We start from the raw sequence: 19,421 nt of genomic DNA, 5'->3' as shown, positions 1-19,421 counted from the left end.
TTTAAAATACGCTCTAATATTTACCAGAATTTCTATAACCTGCTTCCAGTTTGTTCGAGGAGATTCTGTAACCTTATCCCGCACTCAACAGGTCATTATGGATACCAGCAGCAAGATAGCTAAACAGTAGCTATCATTCGTGTGATAAAGCATTTCAATTGATACACATTAACCCAATCATTTTTACAACCATTGGGATCGCCTCTTTACCTATATCCTCAAGCCGAACTAATGCCTTATCATTTGGCTCACAGGAATGCACAGAGGTGTCCCTGATACTGGATCTTGAATGATTCGGCTATCCAGCCCAAACACATCCCGCACGGTTGTTTCTGTCATCACATCCACAGGTGTTCCCTGGGCATAGATGTGGCCGTCGCGCATAGCGACCATAAAATCGGCGTAACGGCATGCCTGATTGAGTTCGTGCAACACCATTACAACGGTGCAATTGCGGCTCTGGTTGAGGGCATACAGCAGATCTAGCACTTCAATTTGATGGGCTAGATCTAGAAATGTTGTGGGTTCATCCAGCAGCAAGATGTCAGTGTTTTGGGCCAGAGTCATGGCAATCCAAGCCCTTTGTCGTTGCCCGCCCGATAGAGTATCGAGGGGACGCTCTGCCAGATCCAACAACCCAGTGGTTTCTAAAGCGGCTTCCACATGCTTCTCGTCTTCCTGAGACCACTGTTGCAACCAGCTCTGATGGGGATAGCGTCCCTGAGCTACCAGTTCCCGCACCGTCAATCCTTCGGGGGCAACCGGGCCTTGAGGTAAAATCGCCATTCTCTGAGCAATTTTACGAGTGGGAAGTTGGGCGATCGCCTTTCCATCCAAATATACTGTCCCCTTCTCGGGCTTTAGCAACCGTGACAGCCCTCGCAACAGCGTTGATTTTCCGCATCCATTGGCTCCTACCAGGGCCGTAATCTGCCCCTGAGGAATGTCCAGGTTGAGGTTTTGAACAATACGCCTGTCATCATAGGCCAGGGTTAGCTGCTGTGCTATCAAGGTCGATTGGGTTTGGACATTCGTGAGTGGGGATGTCATGATGTTTTGCGATTGCGATAGAGCAGGTAGAGGAAGTAGGGAGCACCTACAGCAGCCGTGATCAAACCGCAGGGGAGTTCGATGGGAGCAAAGAGCGATCGCCCTAAAAAGTCGGCCAGAAGCACAATCAAGCCACCCATAAGAGCCGCTGTAGGAATCAAACCTTGATGGGATGCACCGACCAGTTGCCGGGATAAATGGGGCGCCATTAATCCCACAAAACCAACAGCCCCGGCAGTTGCCACACTCGCCCCTGCTAGAGCTACACAGGACACCAAGAGCAGCACACGCTGCCGCTCTACGGCACTCCCTAACCCACGCGCTACATCATCCCCTAAATGTAACGTGTTCAACTCACGGGCACCGACCAGGGATAACGGAATAAATACAATGAGCCAGGGCAAAAATGCCTGAATGTGATCCCAGTTGCGACCATAAACGCTACCTGCTAACCATATCAGAGCTTGACTCACATCATTAATGTCCCCGAAAGTAATCAACAGGCTGGTTAACGCTAACGCGACCTCTCCGATACCAATTCCCACCAAGATTAATCGCATGGGGGAACTACCCCCATCCCATGCCAATACATAGATTAGGAATGCAGAAATGCAGGCTCCAAGAAATGCAACTAGGGGTAACCAGGCAATGGGAATGGATGGAAATAGAACAATTAACGACACAGCCGCAAGACTCGCTCCAGCATCCACTCCCACGATTTCAGGAGCCGCCAGGGGATTGCGGGTTAGACCCTGGAGAATAGTTCCGGCAATCGCCAGCCCCATTCCCACCAAAAACGCCGCTACAATGCGTGGTAATCGCAACATGTAGATGACGAATCCATAGTTGCTGTTGGTATTTAAACCAAAGAAGGTTTTCACCACATCCACAGGGGGAATCGGAAACTCGCCGTAGCTAGCACTGAAGATAGCTGTGATCAGGGCGATCGCTCCCAACACCAACAACACAAAAGGAACCCGTCGATCGACTCGGAAGGACAACGGTAAAGATTGGGGCCTAATTGTCAGCCAGCTTTTAACCATTAGAACGAGCAAGATAGATAAAGAAGGGTGCCCCCACCAAAGCGGTCATGATTCCCACAGGTAGTTCTTGTGGACGGATGATCAGACGCGCAACCAGATCAGAGAAGGAAAGCAAAATAGCGCCCCAAATGGCGGCATAGGGCAAAATCCAGCGATAATCCACCCCAACCCAAAATCGCACCACATGGGGGACAATCAAGCCCACAAAACCGATGGGCCCTGCCAGGGCTACAGAACTTCCAGCCAGAAGGACAATGGCGATCGCCACCAATCCCCGAGTCCATCCCGTCCGCAGCCCCAAACTTCGTGCCACGTCCTCCCCCAGGGCCAGCGTTGTCATCGGCTTGCCCAGACTAAAGGCCAGCAACAGACCAACTACCACATAGGGCAATACATTTCCTAAAATGTCCAAGTTTCTTCCGGCCACCGAACCCGCCAACCAGAACCGCACCTCATCCAAGGTGCGTTGGTTGAGAATGAGTAAACCTGTGGTGAGAGCTGCAAGCAGATAGCTCATCACGGAACCTGCCAACACCAACTTCAACGGGCTGGCCCCTTGCCGCCCTATAGAACCGAGGGTATAGACAGCGATCGCCGTCAGTGCCGCTCCCCCAAAGGCAACCCAGGTGTAGACCTGCATGGATGCATTGCCAAAAAGAAATGTAGTCCCCACTACCGCCAGAGAGGCCCCCGAACTGATTCCTAGAATTGTGGGATCAGCCAGGGCATTGCGGCTGAGACCCTGCATCAACGCTCCCGCTACCGCCAGAGCTGCACCAACGGCTGCGGCAATCAAAACCCTGGGGAGGCGTACGGTTTGGATGATCAAATGCTCTGTCGAGCCATCGAAGGTGATGAGCGATCGCCATACGGTGATCGGATTAATATCGGCAGCCCCTAAGGTCAGATTGAGCAGGAGACAAACCATAAGAACGGCTATGCCAAGCCCTACCCCCAGCCAGCGCAATGGGATCCGGGATGCAGAGTTTGAATCAGTCGGCAAGGATGTTCGAGTCATAGTTACTGGGCTGGGGCCGCTGAACGTTGGGTCGCTATTCCTACCTGCGCTCCTTCCACCGTTCTCAGAGCATCCATCACGGCGATGACCTGGCCATGCTCTACTTTGGTATCTGCATTAATGACCACCAACGCTGTTGTCTGAGTACCCATCAGTGTTTGAATTTGAGACGCCAACTCATTCAGGGCAACCGTCCGGCGATTGAGAGAAATTTGCCCTGATTCATTGATGGTGATAGCAATTTTGCTTTGCTGTTGGGATTGTGCCGTAGATGCCTTTGGCAAGTTAACCGGCAACCCTTCAGAACGACTTAGGAACAACGATGCCATGATAAAAAACGTCAAAATGGCAAAGATGACGTCAATCATCGGCACAATATTGATCTGCGGAGTTTCTTCAAATTCGTCTGGGATATTCATGCCTTACTCCACCGTTGCAAGAGCTGCTTGAAATCCTTCGTGGCGGCCCATATGTAGGACTTCTAGCTGCGTACCATATTCCCGCAGGGCAGCAATTTGCCGCCGATAAAACCCACGAAAGACATTGGCAAAGAACAAGGTAAATACAGCCACAACCAATCCTGCCGCCGTCGAGACCAGGGCTTCACTGATCCCTCCCGTCACCTGCATCGCACTCTCAGAACCGACGCTACCCAGGTTTAGTGACGCAAAGGAGCGAATCAAACCCAACACGGTGCCCAGTAATCCCAACAAAGGAGCCGTTGTTGTAATCGTGTCAAAAATGGTGTTAAACCGCCGTAGTAGGGGTAATTCGGCCTGGGTGGCACCTTCCAGGGTCAATTGAAAGGCGTGGGGAGGGAAATGTTCCACTTCCATGGCTTCCAAGAAAATGCGGGCTACAGGCAAATCAATATTTTGCTTCAGTTTCAGCAGGGCAGCCTGGAAGTCGTGGGGGTAGGTCCGCAGCACATCTCGCACGATGCGCCGTTGGCGGCGATTAATGCGCGTCCAAAAAACGAGTCGCTCTACAATCAGGGCGATCGCTACCACAGAAAACCCCAGTAGGGGCCACATGACAACTCCCCCCGCCCAGAACAGGTCAATAATCAGCATTTCGATTCTCGCTAAAATTCAGGCGAATCAACGGTTGAGAGAGATAAGGCTTTTGGATTATTGCAAACTCTTCTCAAGAAAAGAGAGTAGTAGGTGGTGGAACTGATGTCAATCCTTATAGAAAGAATTGATTTTTGATGCCCTCTTCAAAGGGGCTATCTGGTTTCAAGTACCTTTGGCGATGCCTTTGAAAAGCTGCGAATTTTTAGGTTTTTAATTGACAGTGAAACCTTTGAACTTTAGGATAAACAGGTTAGTTGGAACTATTCTCAATAAGCATCTTACAAATTAGGTGGGGCGCATGACGTTCTCAAGCACGGTTGCCCAGCAACGGGAGAAGCAGACCGTTACCCTCAAACGGTTTATCACCTATAGCTTGGCGGGATCGCTAACCATTCATGGATTAGGGTTGTTTCTTAAGGTGGCCCGGCCAGTGGTCAGCGATGAAATAATTCAGGAAGAAATTGCCATCGTGGTGACAGAACCGCCTGTGGAATCTCTTGCTGAAGAAACGGCGATCGCTCCTACTCCTGATTCAGGCTCTCCTGGAGGAGCGGCGCCCCAACCAGGGGCAGCTGCTGCGGCTACCGTTGTTGAGGCCCCGACGAGAACCGCACCAACTGAGGAGATCGCCGTAGAAGAGCCTGTTGCAGAACCAGAAGTAAGCCCATCACCTACGGCAGAAGTTCCTATCGAAGAAGTTGCTGAAGCTGTCGAAGAGACAACACCCGACGAGCCAGTTGAAGAAGTTGCTGAAGCTGTCGAAGAGACAACACCCGACGAGCCAGTTGAAGAAGCTGAAACCCCTGCTCCCCCTCCCCGTAATTTGCGTGACTTGCTCAACGATTTGCGGCAGGCACAGCAGTCCTCTGCACAGACAGCAAATTCCTCTGCGGTAGACACAAATGCTAATCGAGGACCTCGAGGCTTTAACCCTAGCGATTTTGCCCGTCCTGGCACTACAGAAGGTGTGACAACGGCAACGGGGCCAACGTCATCGGGGACGGGGATAGGCACGGGTACAGGTACAGGTACAGGTACGGGTGTAGGTACAGGTACAGGTACAGGTACAGGTACAGGTACGGGTGCAGGTACAGGTACAGGCTCAGGCTTAGGTGAGCCTAGAGAGGAAAATAATGAGCGTCCTTCCTCGGGCTCCCGTGAAATTACTTGTCGGGGCTGTGACTTCGATTACCCAGACGCAGCCGACGGTGCTGAAGGACAAGCACAGGTTATTGTGGAAACCGACGAACAGGGACGAGTCGTGTCCGTAACTCTGTCTCGCTCCACGGGTAATGCGGCCTTAGATCGCGCGGCATTACAACAGGCCCGTGAGCGGGTTCGTTTAAACAACGCTCGGGCTGGCGAAAGCTATCCCCTGGAGATTGACTTTGTGCAACCCAACTCGGATGCAGCACGCCGGGCCAGGGAACGGGGCGATCGCCGCAGCATCACTGTGGCTGAACCCACGGTTGCAGAATCCCCCTCACCATCGCGTAGTCCCTCAGTCCAGGCAGAGCGTTCTGCCCCAGAAGAAGTTCAACCCACATCCGAACCTTCGGTAGCGCCATCCCCAACAGGTGCAACTCCCAGTCCAGAGCGGGAAGCAGTAGAGCGTCCTTCAGAAACGACAACCGAATCAACTACACCAGTAGCAGAACCTTCTCCTGATAACAACGCGCCCCCGGCTGAGCCAAGCCAATCCCGTCCTTCTCCCAGACCCGACACCTCTCCCACACCTACATCCAGACCTACCCGGCCTGCAAGACCATCTCCTGCGGTCGATCGTTCTCCTGCCTCTGCCCCCACAACCGAGCGCCCTGATACTTCTCCAAGAAACCGCCCGGCCTCAGAGCCTGCTCGCCCTACTGCACCAAGGAACCGCCCAGCCTCGGAGCCCGCTCGCCCTGCTGCACCACAGCCTACAAGACCATCTCCTCCTAGGTTCAACCGTTCTCCTGCACCCGCAACTACGCGCCCTGATACTCCTCGGAGAAGCCGTCCGGCCCCGGAACCGGCTCGCCCCGCTGCACCACCTCGATCTGAAAATGTAGCCCCGCCGCGAGAAAACACACCTGAGCCTCCAAGCAATACGGCTGAACCATGAACTGGATGATTCACGAGTATTGATAATTCCTCATGAGATAGGTAGTAAGGAGATTTCTGAGAAACAATATCCCCATTATTTGGGAAAAAGGCGCGGCTTCGCCGCGCCTTTTTCCCAAATAATGGGGAAGTTCTTATCTGGAAATCTCCTAAGTTTACGGCCCTACATCTAATAACCTGTAATTCTTTTTGTGAGAGGGGTGACAAATCCACCGCTCTCACAAAGAACTACAGGTTGTTTTATTTGTGATCTTTGGTGAACAGACCCTTGCTATAGGTGTGGTTTCCTTTTCATCGTGGATAGGTGAGTAATCTCGCGATCGCTTCAGTATTATGTTGCTGCAGCCTAACACAACTTCTTAAGCAGAACCTTAATTTGATAGGCAATAGAGCGCACCAATCATAAATAGATAAATAGATAATAAGTAGTTCAACTTACTTAGAACTTATGCAAGTTCACTATATTTCATGCATTCTTGTTATATGTGCTTTGCTTTGCACACAACGCACAACAAGAGTACCTACTTACGTTTCTGCATATTGAGTTTTATCAGTATCCAATGAAACCGCTTTAAAGGCTTTTCGAGGAACTAAGGGTTCCTCGAAAAGGTTGACCGATTATTAACGATTAACGGTAGACATATCTGAATAGCGATCGCCTGCCGTAACTCCCTTCGGTGCTACTGCATTAATGCGCTCTAAATCATCTGCTGTCAATACAATTCCTGTGGCAGCCACATTCTCCTCCAAATACTGACGACGTTTCGTCCCAGGGATGGGAACAATATCATTTCCCTGCGCCATAAGCCATGCCAATGCTAGTTGGCTAGAAGTAGCGCCCTTTTCCTGAGCGATCGCCTTCACCTGTTCTACCAATTGCAGATTCTTGTAAAAATTCTCTCCTTGAAAGCGCGGTGAATTGCGACGGTAGTCGTCAGCCGCCAAGTCCTCTGGTTTTGTGATAGCTCCCGAAAGAAATCCTCGTCCTAAGGGACTGTAAGGCACAAACCCGATACCTAACTCACGCACCGTTGGCAGAATTTCATCCTCTGGATCGCGGCTCCACAGGGAATACTCCGTCTGCAGCGCACTGATGGGATGCACAGCATGAGCTCGCCGGATAGTTGCTGGAGCCGCTTCCGAAAGCCCCAGATAGCGAACTTTGCCCTGTTGTACGAGTTCAGCCATCTCTCCCACTGTTTCCTCAATTGGTACTGTTGGGTCAACGCGATGTTGATAATAAAGGTCAATCGTCTCAACACCCAGGCGTTTTAGCGATGCATCACAAGCTTGCCGTACATACTCGGGCCTGCCATTAATTCCACCCCAACCACCATCCTCTGTTCGCACATTGCCAAACTTCGTAGCGAGAATGACCTGCTCTCGCCGATCTTTTATGGCTTTTCCCACCAGTTGCTCATTAGTGAAAGGCCCGTACATGTCAGCCGTATCGAGAAAGGTTACACCCAGGTCAAGGGCATGGTGAAGCGTGGCGATCGCTTCCTCTTCATCACGACCACTATAAAATTCAGACATTCCCATACACCCCAGACCCAATTCCGAAACTGTTAATCCCTGGTTTCCTAATGCACGCTTTTTCATAGTTTGCTCCTTAAATTAGTGTTGGTTTAGTGATTAACGTTGCTCATAAGTGGTGTGGAATAGCGATCGCCCACTACACCACTCTTGGTTACTACATCAACCCGAACTAAATCATCATTGGTCGTTACTTTCGAAGAAGCATGGGTAGCATCAATTTGTTGTTGCTCTTCCAATCCCTTGTAATACTGAATCTTCCAACGAATGGCTTCCAGATTGCGCTCCAGTTCTTGAATATGAGCTTGCACCTGTTGCTCATGGGTTTCCAAAATAGCGCGACGTTCAGCGATCGCCTCCGGTCGCTCTCGGAACAATTGAGTAAACTCTTGCATTTGCCGAATCGACATTCCTGTAGTTCGAAGGCGGGTCAAAAACTCAATCCGAGAAATATCCTCCGCTGAATAACGACGATGTCCACTACTGGCTCGGTTGACAGGCTCCAGTAATCCATTGCGCTCGTAATAACGCAACGTATGAACTGACAACCCGGTCTGCTGCGCAACCTGTTGAATCGTTAGGGTCTGCATGGGATTCACCTTCAAAAGGTTAACCCTACCTTAGAACTTAGAGTGCACTCTAAGTCAAGTAACTTTGTTCAGATCTTGTACCAAACCCTGGAAGTCCTATTTTTCGTGCACGAAGCGCACGAAAAATAGGACTTCCAGGGTTTGGTTTTAGAAAGGTGCAAGATGTCAGTTTACTCGAGTAGTACTGAAATAAGCTGGGATGCTTGCCTAAGCCTGGCTTGGGGGCACGTCGCCCCCCAACCCCCGGCTGGAGAGACGACTGTCCGTTCCCCAGACCCCCCTCGGTAAGGAGACCTTGCATAGGATGCGTTAGATTGCTTCGCTTTGCCGGGGTTTTGAAGCAGATCCCGGTCTTTCTCTGGCCCAGGTTTGGGCTTATGTTAGTGCTATTCAAGTTTACTTGTATCTTGCACCAAAACCGAGAACCGTTATTTCTTCGTCGATTCGCAATGAAGAAATAACGTGTCATAAGCGCAGGAAACTGTTGATGATTAGGAGATAATCTTTGCCTTTATAGGAGCTTGGATCAAGCTTCTTGAGGGCGAGTGGAGGGCGATCGCCCTCCATTCGCTCATATACAGACTAGAGTTTGGACTAATTCTGTCTGCCGTGCAGCGAAACGTGCTCTGTGAGCACGTTTCGCTGCACGGCAGGTTTCGGGTTTCGCTTCGCTGAAAAGCTTGCCTAGTAAGCTTTTCAGTGAAACGAAACCCAATTTAGTCCAAAGTTGAGATACAGAAGAAATTGAGGGTTTCTCAAAATAGAATCATTTTTCTACACAGTTCATATATCTCGAATTATGTCGTTAAGCTGGAGAATACAGCTTTAGACCTGAAGTGACTTTTACCAAGAGTATCAACTCACGATAGTGATACTGATTATTTATAAATGCTGAGGCACTCAAAATGAAGCTTAATGGCAGTAAACAGCGACTCATTACCGCTGCTATTGGTTTTTGGGTGATGAGTAGTGCGATCGCCGGATGTAATACTATCAACCCACGATCCCCCTCTGCAACCACTACACCGACTCCTGTACCGACGGTCAACCCTTCATCCTCAGCAGCGGCCCCATCCTCAAGTGGCATGCCAGAGGTACAGCAATGGACAGCAATTTTGAAAGGCGACTCCGTACAGGGGTTGACCTTCACCATAGATGGAAGCTTGTCGTTTCAGGGTAAGGTTTTGCTTACAGAAATTCCAGTGACCTATGTAAGCGATGGGGATGTGATGTATGCTCAGCGGCTCATTATTTCTGACCCATCTCCATCTGGCAGATTTAACGTAATTAAAGCGTGCGAAGGCACGACGAATGAATCAGGGCTGTGTTGGGCAGTGTTTCTAGTCGATCGCCAATTAGAATCGGCTGAGAAAATCGGCATTGCAAAATATGGTGGTCAAGAATGGGTGCAATGGACTGCAGACGAACGCTACGCTGTGTTTGCAGAATCTACAGAAGGTATTACCTTTTTTGTCGCCCTCGATTTGGAGAGTAGAGAATCGAAGATGTTTGAGCAGACGTCTGCTAGTGCCGATTTGAGTACGTTTCGGTGGATAGATGATCGCGCCTTTGAGGCCAAGATTCTCTGCGATAATCAGGCTCCCTGTACAGCATCACCATTTCGCGGCAACATTACTACCTTATTCGCTCAATAGTCCGTTAATCATCTAACGTCTTATCTTCTGGTTTCTTTATATACGTTATGGCATTCTTACACTTTTAGTCATGGCAGCTATTACAATAGAGAGCCTCGGCTTCTACCAAACAGAGATGGTACTGCATCCAAGAAGTGTGTATTTGGAGGTTCCTTAAGGTTTAATGAATGCTCACTTTTCTGATAATTCTCCATTTGGTACTGAGTGATTATCCAAGTAACAAAGTCTGTTAAGGAAGACGCTATTACAAATTTATTATTTTCATCAGGCCCAAAATTAATAACTTGTCCTCTTACTCCTGCAACGCCAGGGTCTAAATCTATGCCCAAATGATTGCCTGATCCATCATGGGAAAAAGGAATCCATCTAAGGTTAATGTATATGGGTTTGATGGCATCATGTGGGTAAGATTCCCCAGTAATCTTTGTGGCACGGCTTTCCTCATTAAAATCCTCAGCTTCTTTCGCAAAATCCTCAGCAAGACCTTGCCACGTACACCATTCACCGTAAAGTGCATCCGTGCTCAAAAACGGCAATCCCAAAAACAATCCCGGAGCTTCTCCGATTTGACCGTTATGCCGTTTATAAAAAGCTCTAAAGTCTTCTGGTAAGCTGCAGTTTAACCAACGCTCTAATTCATCAAGCTCTTCATCCGAGCATCCAGGGTTGAGATCTGCAAGTACTTCAGGGAAGTGCTGACTTAACCAATGTTCTAAAGTGAACCAAAGTTCATTCATAATTTATCTAATCAGTAGCCCAACCTAATTAAGCATAAGACCCAAAGGGCTGTGCCGCTCGCTTTGTGGATGGCATAGCCCTTTGGGTCTTATGCTAATTGTAACCACTGACTTCCCAATGCATAGCGGGTTATATCATATCGGGTTAAATGCTTATGACAAAAAGTGTCGTGGTGCAAAGCGCCACGACACTTTTTGTCATGAGCATTTAACTTTACTTGTTATTACACCTGCCTGTATAACCTGAGTTTGGTCATGAACGTTTTCGAATGCCGCACAACGCGCAACACTCGAAAACGCTTATCCCTAGCTAAGATTACATAGAATCTAGAAATCTGTATTTCCCACTGCCGTCGGTGTTACTCGACAGCAGAAATACCAGCAGATTCACAGTCATGATCAACCGGGTTACGTGGACTTGCTGAGAACGGTAACTACCTGGATACCTGATAATTTCTTGTGGGTCATAGTACTTATCGTGAGAGGCTGTTTGGAAAATTAATCCTTCGCGGACTTCAAACAGCCTCTGGGATATGTACTATGACATGTTTCAATGTCTGGAAGGGTTGTTCTTTCGTGCGGTTTATAGACGAAAAAATAACCCTTCCAAACCGGCTCTAGTTCTGATAACATCCACCTCCCAACTCGTTATGGGTTTCCATAGTGGGTTGTGAGGCATTACCAGAAGGAACAGGATCAATGATTACCTTGATGGGGTACGCTTCTATGTTGGCCTACAAGCTTGGATATTTCCTTGGAAGTGTTGAGGAACAGGAGGGAACACACTATGTCCTGATCCGCATTGAAGACCGATCCTGTATTGCCTACAAGTCGCTGGATGGAGTTCTCAACTTCCTAGCCGAAAAGAATGAAATCAATAGCTAACAGGAAAAAGCTTATCTATCTTCCAAATTACATCCCTGTCAGTATTGGTTTACTATCCTGAATGCTTTTGGATTTGGCACCCATTTCCTTAGCCTCATTCCATCCGCCCATATAGGCGTCATCATGAGGCAGGCGAGGAAGTGCTTTGAAGTCCAGGTAGTAGTCAACGAATCCAACTGATTTTCGTCGTGCTGGAGATAAAACAATCAGCCACGTCAGGTCTTCCACAAGTCCGTCTCCTACAAAATGTAACAAAGGGACTAAACTCTAAGCACTTGTTAGGGAACAAAAGCCTACGTAGGCTGCGTATACATCTTAAATTGAACTAGGCAATTATACCATCCCCTGATAGGGGGGTTAATGCTAGAGCGATCGCCCCAAAAAGACACGTCTTATGGGTAGGCACAAACCAGAAGATTAGACGCTGTAGCCTTTTATGAAAGGAGACAGCAAATCATTAGGGTATTGTAATCACTCTTAAGGAATAATGTTAAGTTCGTCTATGCAATCCATAGATCTGTGCCTATATGAGGTAAATACTGTTTAAGTCAGTAATCTTTAAGCCATGAACAGCGACGATGACCCGTCTTTTCGTGCTGTATACCCCTCTAAAAGGCTGTTCTATGGAGTGGCTCTCATTAAACTTGCAATTCTGCCAATTGTTGCCATTGCACGTATGCTCTTGCACCCGACCACGTCTCCGGTGATTACTCTGGATGAGTACAATCGCATTCAACCCGAGATGACAATCAGCCAGGTGCAGGCGATCGTTCAGCATCCTGGGGTAGAACTTGAGAAGCGCCATCCAAAGGGCCCAGGCATGGCGAATTTACAGATATATCAGTGGCGAAATGATAGTGGTTCCCATGCTTTAGTTTGGTTTCAGAATGGGGAAGTGGCAGGAAAGGTCAAGGTCAACTTGAAAGAGTGAATAGCTCTTGAAAGGGGTGGATTGCAACAAAACGCAGATGTAAGACTCGGCCGTTCAAAACTGTTGGCGGTTCTGAGTTGTGTTCTTCATTTTTGAGAAGTCGCTCTCCGAGCGGCTTCTCAAAAATGAACTACCCTATTCAAGTTGCATAACCTGAGTTCGGGTTAAGGGCGTTTTCGAGTGCCGCGCAACGCGCGGCACTCGAAAACGCTCATTTTGGCGTGCGCAAAGCGCACGCCAAAATGAGCACTTCAGCTTATCCCGAACTGAGGTTTGCATAAGGCCATAACCCAGATCCGAAAGGATGAGAGATGATGGAGTGAGATTTTATCTGTTGCCGCTTACCAATGTCACGATCGCTCACATTTCTCCTCAAATCCGACTGATAACCAGACATCAGAGTCAATCAGTAGATTTGAGTGAGTGGATTCAAGATGCCCGTTAATCATCCGTCAAAATCTATACAGCGATCGCGTCTGCCGTGGTGTTCGTCTTTTCTGCTCCTGCTTTGCTCGCTCGCCCTCGTATTAACCTTATGGCAAGCTCCAACTGTACGGCATAGCGCCGGAGCCTCGACCGAGCTTCGGGGTGTTTGGATGACCGACATCGGTGCGGCATTGATGTACTACACAACTCGGCTGGATGATGCGATCGCCAATCTTGCCAAGCAGGATCTCAACACCCTCTATCCCTCCGTCTGGAACAGCGGTGCAACCCTGCATCCCAGTGCGATCGTTCAACGTGCCAGTAACACAGATCGACTGTGGCAAAAGCTGCCTCGTCCCGACCCGCTTTCAAGTCTCCTCAGGCAAGCCCATCGACAGCATGTGCGACTAATTCCCTGGTTTGAATATGGGCTGATGATTCCGCCACAGTCTGCGATCGCGATCGCACATCCTGACTGGTTGAGCAGCACTCGGGATGGAAAACAGCAGGATGAGGTGAATGGTCAATCCTGGTTCAATCCTGCTCATCCTGAAGTGCAGCAGTTTCTAACCGATTTAATTGTGGATGTTGCCAAACGTTATCCGATTGATGGCATTCAGCTTGACGATCATTTTGCCATGCCCATTGCCTTTGGCTACGATGCCTATACTGTCAAACGTTACCAGGCTGACCACCAGGGGCAGGCTCCACCCACAGACGCACGCGATGCTGAGTGGGTGGCCTGGCGAGCTGCACATGTGACAGCATTGATGACAAAAATCGCTCAGGCTGTCAGAGCAGTTCGTCCGGATGCCGTTGTCTCGCTCTCCCCCAATCTGCCAGATTTTGCCTATGAAAATTATTTGCAAGACTGGTCTCGCTGGATTGATCTCGGCTTGCTGGATGAAGTTGTGGTGCAAGTCTATCGGTCAGAATCATCCGCATTTGCCAATGAATTATCCAATGCTCGACTGCGCCAAGTGCGATCGCAAATTCCAGTCGCTATTGGAATTTACACAGGTCCGTTCCTTTCCCCCCAATCATTGGAGCAGATTCGCCAACAGGTTGATCACGTGCGTCAATCACAATATGCAGGTGTGTCATTCTTTTGTTGGGAAACAACATTTTGGTGGTTCCGCCATCCGTCTACGAAGGGCGATCGCATTTTCCAGGAATAGGACAGTTTATTGTTAAAAAGCCTCGCGGAGCGAGGCTTTTTAACAATAAACGCTTTGAAGAAAAACACTCCTATTCCAGGGAGTTAATTAACTCCCGAATACGCTTGCCCTGTTTGGGGTCGAGAGCTTTTGGAAAGGTAATATCCAGCAGTAGAGCGGAGCTTCCATCAGTGTGGTCGGACTCGGGCTGAGGTTTCACCCGCTTGATTTCTGCCAGTAGTCGAGTGGGGGTTGGCTCATCTTCATACTGTGAGAGAAGCAATCCAACAACAGGAACTTGTTGAAGCTGTTCCGGTGGAATGTTGGGAAACGACGGTAAATGCAGACGCAGGTTACGCGTGTTGATTTCAGTCGCAATGGCCGAGTAAAAATGACCCTCCCAATACACTTGCGCTGCTGCCCGAATTTGTTTGCGAATCTCCACATTCTTAGCAGGTTTTGGGTCTTTGAAGGCCCGAGGCAGTCCAGAAGCGAGAAATGCCAGAGCTGCAAAGGGGCGATCGATTTCCTGGCGGTACTGGGAATACCACTGCTTCACATCGGAGTACAGCACCAGTACCAGGGCATCGGACTGGGCCTGGGAGAGGTCAACAAAATCCATTGACACCACCACATGATCCTCATCCTGGGGAGTGACGCGCATGACACGGGCATTGACGAAGGCACGAGCCCCGTAATCACCAATTAACTCTAGCTCCACTTCATCGGGTAGATTGGGCCAGGTGGTGAGCTGGATTCTAGCTCCCGTCTCACTCACATCAATCGTGCGGCCATGCCAGGTCTGACGGTTACCGTAGATCACGGCTTCTAACTTGCGATCCAGTCGGTGCGATCGCCGTAACTGCGGCTGCTCAAGGGCCACCAGAATTGCGGCTGATAGTAACAACAGATTGAACACACTCCAGCTCGCGTTAATAATGGCAGCCTGAGTTTCCTGTGGCCGTAGGATCAACCAGAAGGGCACTGCCATCAACGACAGGCCAATCAGAATGGCCACAATCACCGAAGGCTTTGCCGATTCCCAGTCAAAGGAACGCTTGGCAACCACTTGCCCCTTATCGGTCACATTAAAGTTGCCAAGCTTCGGATTGATCAAGGCCATGAATGTGACAATGCCATCCTGAAACGCCATGGCGTATTCAAAGATCTCATTCCAGAAGGAAAAGCGAACGGTTTTATAGGTGATGTAGTTCGCATTCATGGCCAACAAAATGTGGGGCAAGGCATAGGCCAGGGTAACGACCCCCAAACCCCGAATAGAGTTAACCCCAAACAGCAGGAAAAGGACGGGGGCGATCGCATACATCAACCGAGGAAACCCAAAGAAGAAGTGGGTCGTGGCTGATAGATAACAAATGCGCTGAGGTAAGGATAGTTTCAACTTGCGGTTAAACATGGGATTTTCTAACCGCAGAATTTGCGCCATACCACGTGCCCAACGCACCTGCTGGCCCACATAGGAGGAGAACTTTTCGGGCGCTAACCCCGCCACCATAATTTTGTCGTAGTAAACCGACTTGTACCCCAGGGAGTGCAGTCGCAGGGACGTGTGGCAGTCCTCCGTTACTGTTTCCACCGCAATGCCGCCTACCTTGAGCAAATGGGCTTTGCGAATCACGGCCGCCGAACCGCAAAAGAAAGCAGCATTCCAAAAGTCATTTCCCTTTTGCAACACCTTGTAGAACAGCTCATTACCCACCGGCACTCGCCCCTCGGTCAGCAGGTTGCGCTCAAATGGGTCAGGGTTGAAAAACCAGTGGGGCGTCTGCACCATAAAGACCTTAGGGTCCTGGAAAAAACCGACTGTGTTTTGCAGAATGTCGCGGGTAGGAATGTGATCACAATCCAGAATCAGAATCAGATCACCCCCAGTGCGCCGCATGGCGGTGTTGATGTTTCCCGCTTTAGCGTGATCGTTGTTGTCCCGCACCAGCATCGTGCAACCCACCTGGTCACACATCTCCTGGAGCAGTTTGCGGCGATCGGGGAACTTACGCCCATCATCCAGCACATACACCCGCTTGCGTTGGCTGGGATAATCAACAGCCATTGCCGCCAGAGCCGTCTTACGAACAATCTCAACATCCTCGTTGTAAGTGGGGATGTAAATATCCACGTTGGGCCACTGGGCCTGGGGAATTGTATCCAGGGGAATAGGGGTTCGGTGCTTCAGTTTAACGGTCTGGAAATAAGCCAGAATCAATGTGACAACCGCATATAACTCCGCACCGTACAGCAACAAACTGAAAAAGGTATTAACAGCCCCATCAAAGTTGAGGGTGTTGAAGGTGCGGTAGTAAAAATAGCGCAGGGTTGTAACGATGCTGAGCCACACCAGAAATAGGTGCAGGTACTCGCTGGTACGGGGCGAATCCTGATACCCTTCCAGGTGCACAATGAACCAGCCCAAACCAATCAGCAGGACGGCAATCCAGAACTGCGGCCAGAAGGGGAGGGGCGTCACAATGAGCGGAATGGACACCAGGATGACAGCACCGATGAGTGCTAACAGGGGCCATTGTTGCCGCTGGAATCGTCGCTCAAACCCGTCAGGCAGGCTCCGGAGCAGACGGACTAACCAGTGGCGTTGTCCAGGGGTTGCACGGGAAGTCATCACTCATCTCCGGAACGATTGAACTGGTTCAGATAAAACTGCGATGCACCAAACAGCAGCAGTGCCGAGCAGAAAATTCCAACGGGTAGGGCCAGCCAGTGGTCTTGCAAAAACTGGGAGGCCACGCGTAGGGGCGATCGCCGTCCAATCTGCACTTGGGGCACGGATTGCAAGAACTTTACGGTGTAAGCATTGGCATCATAGGGAGCTGGGTTATCAGTGTTACTGCTCACCAGAGCCGTATCTCCCTCCAACTGGAAGAAGAGGGAGTCGTTGCGGAAGAGGTCGCGCACTTCACTTAACCCGGCATCACTTTGAGCTGTAAGCCCCAACAGAACGCGATGAGAGTTCCAGGGTGACACCACTGATCGCACCACTCCTTCTCCATCAGGCAGGGTTTGAATCTGGGTCTGATCTTGCTGTCGAGCGAAGAAGTTGCCCAGGGTAAACCCATTGCTGGCGAACACGTCGGGGAGGGGGAAGCGATCGCGCACGCCAATGCCCACCAAATTCTTCTGGTCTCGGGCTTCCTGCGGCAAGCTATTCTGCCGATGTACGGCCAGTTGGATGGCGTCAGAGTCGCTCAGGCGGCCCAGGCGCTCGGCTACCTGCACCAGGGTGAGCAAATCCCCTCCGGTGGGTTCGTTGGGTAAAACAATTGCCGTCGCGGATAGATCCTGAGGAGCGGTCAGGGGAAAGCCCGCTTGCAGCAGCTTCAGGTCAGGCAAATTCACCACCTGTTCGCGTTTTACCTTAAACCGAGTGCTGTCCGCGTAGACCGTCGCCCACATCTGGTTATCAATGCTCTGAGTACAGGTGCTGCCCTGAAGGGGGGGCAGAATGAACTGCACCGTCAGCTTTGAGGTGGGCGTAATCAGGTCAGCGGGTAATTCCACACGTAGACGATCGTGTCCTCCCTTGACGGAGGTTAGCTGCTTTCCGGCGATCGCCACATCATCCAACCGCACCTCCACTGAAGCTCCTCGGGGATTGATCTGAGGGCTGTAGCTATAGTCCAATATCAGGGAGCTACCGGGTAGGAGCTTCTCATCGGGCAGGGGGCGAAAGTCGATAGCGATCGCAGGTGGCAAAGCACCCCGTACCGTCATGTCCTGATAGGAGCTGCCATCTCCCCGTTGTAAATCAGCCAGGGTGAACGAATTGCGATCGCTGGGCAGATAACGGGGCCACTGCCGGGGCGCAGGCGATTCTGCCTTGCTCGTCTGGCTTACTGTAATGAGCTGTCCGGCGCTGAGTTGGCGATCGGGTTGCACCAGAAACTGCACCGCTTTATCGACCCCGGCTGCCGTATTCGCCGTTGCTACCAACACTGGCGCATCGCCATCCCGAGTGGTGGCCAACATCAAAACTCCTGTATCTCCTCCCAGGGGGGACTTATTGGCATCGACCAATTGCCCATCTTTTACCGGGAGTGGTAGAGACAGGGTGCTGAGAACGGGTTGCTCTGCTGGGGTGCCCAGCACGATCAGCCGTTCATTTGAACGCAGATCATCAACTGATTGAATCAGGCGAGTTTGGATAGGACGGAACCGTTCTTGCCGCCCAAAGGAGGCTTGCATGCGGGCCACTGCCGTCAACCAGGCATCGGTCATCTGGGCCGGTTGGAGGTAGGCCAGTTGCTCAGGATCTAACCCCAGTGGATCGAGGAGAGGATAGGGATAGCGGGCAAAATCCAGGGGAACATCCTGAGATTCAAAGCTGAAGATTAGTTTAGAATCGGGCAAAATCTCCGTCCACAAATCCGGGTCATTCAGGGCGGGGCACTCAGCGGAATCGGTCTGTTGCACCAGCATGGAGATTTCGTTGAAATTCTGAATCAGGTTGGGTGGAATGTTGAACAATGCCTGCCCAATTTCAGAGCCCTTGCGATTGAGGGGAATGGTGCCGACGCTAGTGCCATTCACCCGCACCGTCATGGAGGAGCGATCGCTCAACAACTGCGGCGAGTGTTGAAACCGAATCATGGCCTTAGCCGATCGCACTTTCCAACTCGTCGGTCGGGTAAACCCAAGGCGGGCCTCGTTCATCCGTCCTTCTAACCGAAAGCGATTTCCCACGACTGGGCTGCGGTTAAATTCCAGAATGTATTGGTTGAGGGTGGGCTCCTCGGCGGGAGCCGACGAACTCGATGGGGCCTCGGTAGCAGTCACCGCAGGGCGATTAGAGGGACGGGAGGAACGGGAGGGACGGGAAGCAGGCTGGGTGCGGGGCGAGCGAGGTGCAGACTCCGCAGTTGCAGGACGCTCACGGCGGGGTGCCGCTGCCGGACGAGGACGGTAAACAGGTCGACTCGCAGGCTTTGGGGTTTGGACGGGAACTGGAGCAAATTGCTCAATCACCTGGTTTTCTTGCTGCCGGATAGGAGCATCAGTGGATTGGGCCAGGGAGGGCAAGCCCTGAAGCAGCAAAATCCCCAGACATCCGCTGAGTGATACCACTAAAAAACGCCGCCATCGGGGCCAATGGCACAATCGGGTGAACGGGTTAGAAGTTGACCGACGTGGGTGAGACATAGAAACTCTGTAGGACAAAAGGGTGACCGGAAAGCCCCGATACGA

The 19,421-nt window shown here is 50.6% G+C and carries 16 protein-coding genes; 5 read left to right on the top strand and 11 right to left on the bottom strand.

Annotated elements, in window-relative coordinates; translation table 11 throughout:
• Positions 1-228: 228 nt before the first annotated feature.
• The 5 genes from H6F91_RS01485 to H6F91_RS01465 are packed head-to-tail and all read right to left on the bottom strand — an operon-like array spanning position 229 to position 4,184.
• Positions 229-1,050: an ABC transporter ATP-binding protein gene (locus H6F91_RS01485; protein ID WP_190773837.1), complete on the bottom strand. Its 822-nt coding sequence runs from the start codon at positions 1,048-1,050 to the stop codon at positions 229-231.
• Positions 1,047-2,093 (bottom strand): iron ABC transporter permease, encoded by a 1,047-nt coding sequence (locus H6F91_RS01480; RefSeq protein WP_190773838.1) that lies wholly within the window; start codon positions 2,091-2,093, stop codon positions 1,047-1,049. The genes H6F91_RS01485 and H6F91_RS01480 overlap by 4 nt, the downstream gene beginning before the upstream one ends.
• On the bottom strand, positions 2,086-3,111 hold the full coding sequence (locus H6F91_RS01475; RefSeq protein ID WP_190773839.1) for an iron ABC transporter permease: 1,026 nt from the start codon (positions 3,109-3,111) through the stop codon (positions 2,086-2,088). The genes H6F91_RS01480 and H6F91_RS01475 overlap by 8 nt, the downstream gene beginning before the upstream one ends.
• Positions 3,112-3,113: 2 nt before the next feature.
• Positions 3,114-3,530 carry a biopolymer transporter ExbD gene (locus tag H6F91_RS01470; protein ID WP_190773840.1) on the bottom strand — a complete coding sequence of 139 codons (417 nt, stop codon included), beginning with the start codon at positions 3,528-3,530 and terminating at the stop codon, positions 3,114-3,116.
• Positions 3,531-3,533: 3 nt separating this feature from the next.
• On the bottom strand, positions 3,534-4,184 hold the full coding sequence (locus H6F91_RS01465) for a MotA/TolQ/ExbB proton channel family protein (protein ID WP_190773841.1): 651 nt from the start codon (positions 4,182-4,184) through the stop codon (positions 3,534-3,536).
• A 301-nt stretch (positions 4,185-4,485) separates the two neighbouring features.
• Here H6F91_RS01465 and H6F91_RS01460 point away from each other — a divergent pair, with 301 nt between their 5' ends.
• Complete coding sequence (locus H6F91_RS01460; protein ID WP_190773842.1) at positions 4,486-6,291, top strand: energy transducer TonB; 1,806 nt, start codon at positions 4,486-4,488, stop codon at positions 6,289-6,291.
• Positions 6,292-6,911: 620 nt separating this feature from the next.
• On the opposite strand, the gene H6F91_RS01455 is transcribed toward H6F91_RS01460, so the two are convergent.
• Entirely contained in the window at positions 6,912-7,892 is a 981-nt protein-coding gene (locus H6F91_RS01455; RefSeq protein WP_190773843.1) for an aldo/keto reductase, read from the bottom strand.
• A 26-nt stretch (positions 7,893-7,918) separates the two neighbouring features.
• The gene (locus H6F91_RS01450) at positions 7,919-8,416 is read right to left on the bottom strand and encodes a MerR family transcriptional regulator (RefSeq protein WP_190773844.1); all 498 of its coding nucleotides are present in this window, start codon (positions 8,414-8,416) and stop codon (positions 7,919-7,921) included.
• A 905-nt stretch (positions 8,417-9,321) separates the two neighbouring features.
• Between H6F91_RS01450 and H6F91_RS01445 the strand changes: the two genes are divergently transcribed.
• Positions 9,322-10,071, top strand: coding sequence for a hypothetical protein (locus H6F91_RS01445; RefSeq protein ID WP_190773845.1), 750 nt, complete (start codon positions 9,322-9,324; stop codon positions 10,069-10,071).
• An 80-nt stretch (positions 10,072-10,151) separates the two neighbouring features.
• On the opposite strand, the gene H6F91_RS01440 is transcribed toward H6F91_RS01445, so the two are convergent.
• Entirely contained in the window at positions 10,152-10,808 is a 657-nt protein-coding gene (locus H6F91_RS01440) for an SMI1/KNR4 family protein (protein WP_190773846.1), read from the bottom strand.
• 699 nt (positions 10,809-11,507) lie between these two features.
• On the opposite strand from H6F91_RS01440, the gene H6F91_RS01435 reads away from it, so the two are divergent.
• Positions 11,508-11,693, top strand: coding sequence for a hypothetical protein (locus tag H6F91_RS01435; protein WP_190773456.1), 186 nt, complete (start codon positions 11,508-11,510; stop codon positions 11,691-11,693).
• A gap of 27 nt (positions 11,694-11,720) precedes the next feature.
• Here H6F91_RS01435 and H6F91_RS01430 read toward each other — a convergent pair whose 3' ends face one another.
• Entirely contained in the window at positions 11,721-11,921 is a 201-nt protein-coding gene (locus tag H6F91_RS01430) for a hypothetical protein (protein WP_190773455.1), read from the bottom strand.
• A 337-nt stretch (positions 11,922-12,258) separates the two neighbouring features.
• Between H6F91_RS01430 and H6F91_RS01425 the strand changes: the two genes are divergently transcribed.
• Together H6F91_RS01425 and H6F91_RS01420 are read left to right on the top strand one after the other, a co-directional pair.
• A complete protein-coding gene (locus H6F91_RS01425; RefSeq protein ID WP_190773454.1) occupies positions 12,259-12,624 on the top strand; it encodes a hypothetical protein in 366 nt (121 codons plus the stop codon).
• A gap of 434 nt (positions 12,625-13,058) precedes the next feature.
• On the top strand, positions 13,059-14,228 hold the full coding sequence (locus tag H6F91_RS01420) for a family 10 glycosylhydrolase (protein ID WP_190773453.1): 1,170 nt from the start codon (positions 13,059-13,061) through the stop codon (positions 14,226-14,228).
• 70 nt (positions 14,229-14,298) lie between these two features.
• On the opposite strand, the gene bcsA is transcribed toward H6F91_RS01420, so the two are convergent.
• Together bcsA and H6F91_RS01410 are read right to left on the bottom strand one after the other, a co-directional pair.
• Positions 14,299-16,842, bottom strand: coding sequence for a UDP-forming cellulose synthase catalytic subunit (bcsA, locus tag H6F91_RS01415; RefSeq protein ID WP_190773452.1), 2,544 nt, complete (start codon positions 16,840-16,842; stop codon positions 14,299-14,301).
• Positions 16,842-19,376 (bottom strand): cellulose biosynthesis cyclic di-GMP-binding regulatory protein BcsB, encoded by a 2,535-nt coding sequence (locus H6F91_RS01410; RefSeq protein WP_190773451.1) that lies wholly within the window; start codon positions 19,374-19,376, stop codon positions 16,842-16,844. Before H6F91_RS01410 ends, bcsA begins: the two co-directional genes overlap by 1 nt.
• Between the last annotated feature and the right edge of the window lie 45 nt (positions 19,377-19,421).

The sequence above is a fragment of the Leptolyngbya sp. FACHB-8 genome (genome assembly GCF_014695575.1).
GTDB lineage: Bacteria > Cyanobacteriota > Cyanobacteriia > Elainellales > Elainellaceae > Vacuolonema.
The sequence above is the reverse complement of the archived record's forward strand: the minus strand, read 5'-3'. Positions and strand labels throughout refer to the sequence as shown.